This window comes from Amycolatopsis circi (assembly GCF_003385235.1).
GTDB lineage: Bacteria > Actinomycetota > Actinomycetes > Mycobacteriales > Pseudonocardiaceae > Amycolatopsis > Amycolatopsis circi.
Genome location: NZ_PQIA01000264.1, coordinates 1 through 4,179, shown reverse-complemented (window position 1 = coordinate 4,179; position 4,179 = coordinate 1). Strand labels below are relative to the sequence as shown.

General features: G+C 70.4%; 6 protein-coding genes. 2 read left to right on the top strand and 4 right to left on the bottom strand.

The window, feature by feature from the left end; all coding sequences use genetic code 11:
* Together D0D37_RS45980 and dut are read right to left on the bottom strand one after the other, a co-directional pair.
* Nucleotides 1–616, bottom strand: a 616-nt coding sequence (locus D0D37_RS45980; RefSeq protein WP_162834816.1) for a DUF3710 domain-containing protein, incomplete at its 3' end; no start/stop codon positions are given.
* Nucleotides 616–1,119: a dUTP diphosphatase gene (gene dut, locus D0D37_RS45975; RefSeq protein WP_116206848.1), complete on the bottom strand. Its 504-nt coding sequence runs from the start codon at nucleotides 1,117–1,119 to the stop codon at nucleotides 616–618. The genes D0D37_RS45980 and dut, both read right to left, overlap by 1 nt.
* Nucleotides 1,120–1,143: 24 nt before the next feature.
* Between dut and D0D37_RS45970 the strand changes: the two genes are divergently transcribed.
* Nucleotides 1,144–1,629: a DUF3093 domain-containing protein gene (locus D0D37_RS45970; RefSeq protein WP_116206847.1), complete on the top strand. Its 486-nt coding sequence runs from the start codon at nucleotides 1,144–1,146 to the stop codon at nucleotides 1,627–1,629.
* Between the two features lie 396 nt (nucleotides 1,630–2,025).
* On the opposite strand, the gene D0D37_RS45965 is transcribed toward D0D37_RS45970, so the two are convergent.
* Nucleotides 2,026–2,334, bottom strand: coding sequence for a DUF4193 domain-containing protein (locus D0D37_RS45965; RefSeq protein WP_116206846.1), 309 nt, complete (start codon nucleotides 2,332–2,334; stop codon nucleotides 2,026–2,028).
* Between the two features lie 507 nt (nucleotides 2,335–2,841).
* Between D0D37_RS45965 and cei the strand changes: the two genes are divergently transcribed.
* The gene (gene cei, locus D0D37_RS45960; protein ID WP_116206845.1) at nucleotides 2,842–3,525 is read left to right on the top strand and encodes an envelope integrity protein Cei; all 684 of its coding nucleotides are present in this window, start codon (nucleotides 2,842–2,844) and stop codon (nucleotides 3,523–3,525) included.
* Nucleotides 3,526–3,579: 54 nt separating this feature from the next.
* Here the strand turns inward: cei and D0D37_RS45955 are convergent.
* A partial coding sequence (locus D0D37_RS45955) for an inositol monophosphatase family protein (RefSeq protein ID WP_116206844.1) occupies nucleotides 3,580–4,179 on the bottom strand: 600 nt, incomplete at its 5' end.

Sequence of the window (4,179 nt, the reverse complement as noted above, 5' to 3'; positions counted from 1 at the left end):
CGGGGGGGGGGATGGGGAGGGGGGTGCGCACCGGCATCGGGGAGTTGCCTCGGTCTACGACAGTGCTGCGCACGATCGCTCGCAGGACCTCGGGAGCTTGCGAAGCAGTGGACTGCGGGCCGGCGATTACGCCGCGCAGCATCCAGCGCGGGCCGTCTACTCCGACGAAGCGCAGGGCTACGTCGCCGACGATCGCGGACAGTTCCATGCCCCATTCGCCGCGGCCGACGTTGACCTTCGCGCCGTCCGCGCGCAGCTGGTCGGCTAGTTCGTTGCTGACCTCGCGCCACAGGCCGCCGGATTTCGGGGCCGCGTAGGCGCTGACGGTGATCTGCCCGACTTCCGTCACGACGTGCACCGCTCGCACGCCGCCTTCCTCCGGGTCCATCTCGACCTGCACCTGCGAACCGTCCGGCACCGGTACGCGCACCGAGCCCAGGTCGATGCGCGGGATGCCGTCTTCCTCCGCTTCGGTGGCGTCGAACGGACCGTCGGTCGTTTCCGACAGCTGGTCCTCGGGTTCGAGCGCGTCGGCGCCGTCAGCTTCGCCGCGCTGGGAAGCGACGCCCCCGGTCTCGTCGTCGCCGGACCGGCGCTTGCGTCCGAAAATCCCCACTATCGTTCCGTTCCTTCCCCGGTGCCCGCGCCGGTGTCTCCGGCGCCGGGTGCCAGTGTGGCGTGCCCGCCGGTCGAGCCGTAACCTCCCGCGCCGCGTTCGGTCTCCGCGAGTTCGGCGACCTCGACGAACTCGGCGTGCTCCACGCGCTGGACCACCAGCTGCGCGATCCGGTCGCCGCGCGCCAGCACGATTTTCTCGCGCGGGTCGTGATTGACGAGACAGACTTTGATCTCGCCGCGGTAGCCCGAGTCGATCGTGCCGGGAGTGTTCACCACCGACAATCCGACGCGCGCCGCGAGCCCCGAGCGAGGGTGCACGAACCCGGCGTACCCGGAAGGCAGCGCGATCGCGACCCCGGTGCCGACGACCCCGCGCTCGCCGGGTCCGAGCACGATATCCGAGGTGGTGACGAGATCGGCCCCGGCGTCGCCGGGCCGGGCATAGGCGGGCGGCGGGACTTCGGGGTCGAGCCGCTGAAGGAGGACCTGAACGCTGGACACGGGCGGCGAGACTACCCTTGATGTGTGGCTGACCGCGTGAACACCGCCGCGACGGGCGTCGTCGCACACTCCGAACGGCTCTACCTCCCCTGGTGGGGCTGGCCCCTGCCGATGGCCGCGGCCATCCTGCTTGGCGTCGAAGTCCACCTGGGCTACCCGTCGATCCCCATGTGGATCCCGCTCGCGATCGCCGTGCCGGTCATGGCCGCGCTCCTGCTGTCGCTCGGCAGGGCAAAAGTCAAGATCACCAGCGGCGACGACCCCGAACTCTGGGTAGGCGACGCCCACCTGCCCCTGCGCTACGTCGGCGAAATCACCGTCGTGGAAAAAGACGCAAAACGCCACGCCCTAGGCCGCGACGGCGACCCCGCAGCCTTCGTCCTGCACCGCGGCTGGGTAGGCCCCGCAGTCCGGCTCACCCTGACAGACCCAGCCGACCCCACCCCGTACTGGCTCTTCAGCACCCGCAAACCAAAACGAGTAGTAAAGCTACTCAGCAACAACGCCTGACCGCACGCCTCAGGGACGTGAGGGGAATCCTGAGGGACTCAGAGTCCCTCAGGATTCCCCTCACGTCCCTAAACCGCACCAGCGCACCCACAGCTCCAAGCAGCCAGCCCGCGCCCGCCACCCCGATACGAAGCCTTCCCTGCGGTTCGGGGGTGCTTGTCAAGGCATCTTTCCCGCCTTGACAAGCACCCCCGAACCGTCAGCACAATCAAGCTTCGGGGTGCGCCGCGCACCACCGGGCGCAATGTCGCCGCCAGGCGACGAGCCGCCCCCCGAACACGAGTAAAGGGGCCGACCAAAACGGCCGACCCCCTTGCTTACCCGGTCACGACCCAGACCGCGCCAAGCACTTGCCCCGTGAATCTCCCCGTGGTTCCCCTCGAACGAAATCCCAGGTCAGGCGCAATCGCGGCAGATCAGCCGGCCGCCGTTGTCCTCGGCGAGCCGACTCCGGTGGTGCACCAGGAAACAGATCGAGCAGGTGAACTCGTCCGCCTGCTTCGGCACGACCTTCACGGTCATGTCTTCCCCGGAGAGCCCGGAGAGGTCCGCGCCGGGAAGTTCGAAGTTCTCCGCGGTCGCGTCCTCGTCGACGTCGACGACGCCGGACTGGGTCTCGTTCCGCCGGGCCTTCAGCTCCTCCAACGAGTCTTCGGCCAGCTCGTCGGCTTCGCTGCGGCGCGGAGCGTCGTAGTCGGTAGCCATTGTCCCTCACCCCTGCGATTCAGCATGTCGTCCTGCACCGGTTCCGGAGGCGCCCGATACCGGTCGTGCCGCTGGTCAACGTTCCAGCGCCCCTGTTTGTGCCCGGCCTGCGAGTGACCCAGGTCTCAACCTGGTTGACCTCGTCCGGCGGCCGGAGCCCGGGAAGGGTAGCTCACCGCCGGGCGTGCCTCGCACCGAGTCGGGCAATGCTGCTCCAGCGTCACCCGGGAGGGGGAACGCGCAGGTGAGACGCCTGTCCTCCGTTCGGGTTGCCCCGGCGTCGCGAACGTCACCTCGCGGCCGTGTCCGCTTGCTCCCGCGGAGCCGTCCGTGGTGCGATCGCCACGGAGGGGCATTACGCGGAACGGGTGGAGGTGACCCGCGACACCGCGCGCCGCGGTCAGCGCCTAGGCTCTCCGGCTACCACGCCGGTGCGTACGCTGGCGGTTACCGCGAGGCGCGGCGGGGTTACCGCGGCCGGTTCTGCGAGGGGAAGGGACGGGGCAGGTGGCGTCGGGGAACGGGTCGGGGAACCGTGGTGCGCGGCCTTATCGCAAGCACCGTCCGCTGCCCGCGTTGATCGTGATCGGCGTGCTCGCGCTCGGCGCGGTGTTCGTCTGGGTCAACGCCGTGGTCGGCCGCGGCGACATCGACGAGGCGGTGCGCTGCACTCCGGAGCCCAAAGCGCCGCCGGGAGTCACTTACACCTCCGTGCCGCACAACGGTCTCGACGACCGCTCTCCGATGCCGCCGGACAAGGTCGCGCTGAAGGTGCTCAACGCGAGCAGCACGCGCGGGCAGGGCAGCATCGCCACCAACGCGCTTCGCGATCTCGGCTTCACCGCCATCGGCGATCCCGGCAACGACCCGGCGTACCCGAAGGGCGACGCCCGCTGCCGCGGCCAGATCCGCTACGGCGACAACGGCGCCGCCGCGGCCCGCACGGTCAGCCTGGTGGTCCCCTGCGCGGAGTTGGTCCACGACACCCGCAAGGACGCCACCGTCGACCTGGCCACCGGCAAGCTGTTCACCGACGTCCAGCCGCGGCCCGAGGCGGTCAAGATCCTCAAGCAGCTCACTGCCTGGTCGCAAGCGCACCAGGGCGGCGGAAGCAGCGAGCAGTCCGCCAGCCCCGGCGCGCCGGTGATCGACCAGACGCTCTTGGCCTCGGCCCGCGCCGTCACCTGCTGACTCCTTCGTGAGTGCTGGTCACGGTTCTGACCGGGATCAGCACTCACGAGCAGTTCACACGTCTGCCGCACCGCCCGCGGCCAACGTCGCGCGCAGCTCCGCCGCGATGCCCGGCGACGCCGCGAAGGTCGAGTCCTCCCCCAGATCCGCCGCCTCGCCCGGCAGCAGCACCGTCGCGCCCGCCTCCTGCGCCACCAACGCCCCAGCGGCCCAGTCCCAGCGGTGCAGGCCGTGCTCGAAGAATCCGTCCAGCCAACCGGCCGCGACGGCGCACAGGTCCAGCGAAGCCGCTCCCCGGCGGCGGATGTCGCGCACGCGCCCGACCAGATCCGCCGTCAGCTTGCCCTGCCGGACCCGGCGGTCCTGCGCGTACGAGAACCCCATCCCGACGAGCGCCAGGTCCAGCCGGTCCGCCTTCGACACCGAAAGCCGGTTGCCGTCGAGCCACGAACCGCCGCCGCGAACGGCCGTCCAGCGCCGTCCGCTCACCGGCTCCACGACCGCTCCCGCGACCGACACCCCGTCCACCTGTGCGGCGATCGACACCGCGAAGGTCGGCAAGCCGTAAAGGAAGTTGACCGTCCCGTCGATCGGATCGACCACCCAGGTGACCCCGCCGCCGACCGAACCGCCGCCCTCCTCCCCCAGCACCGG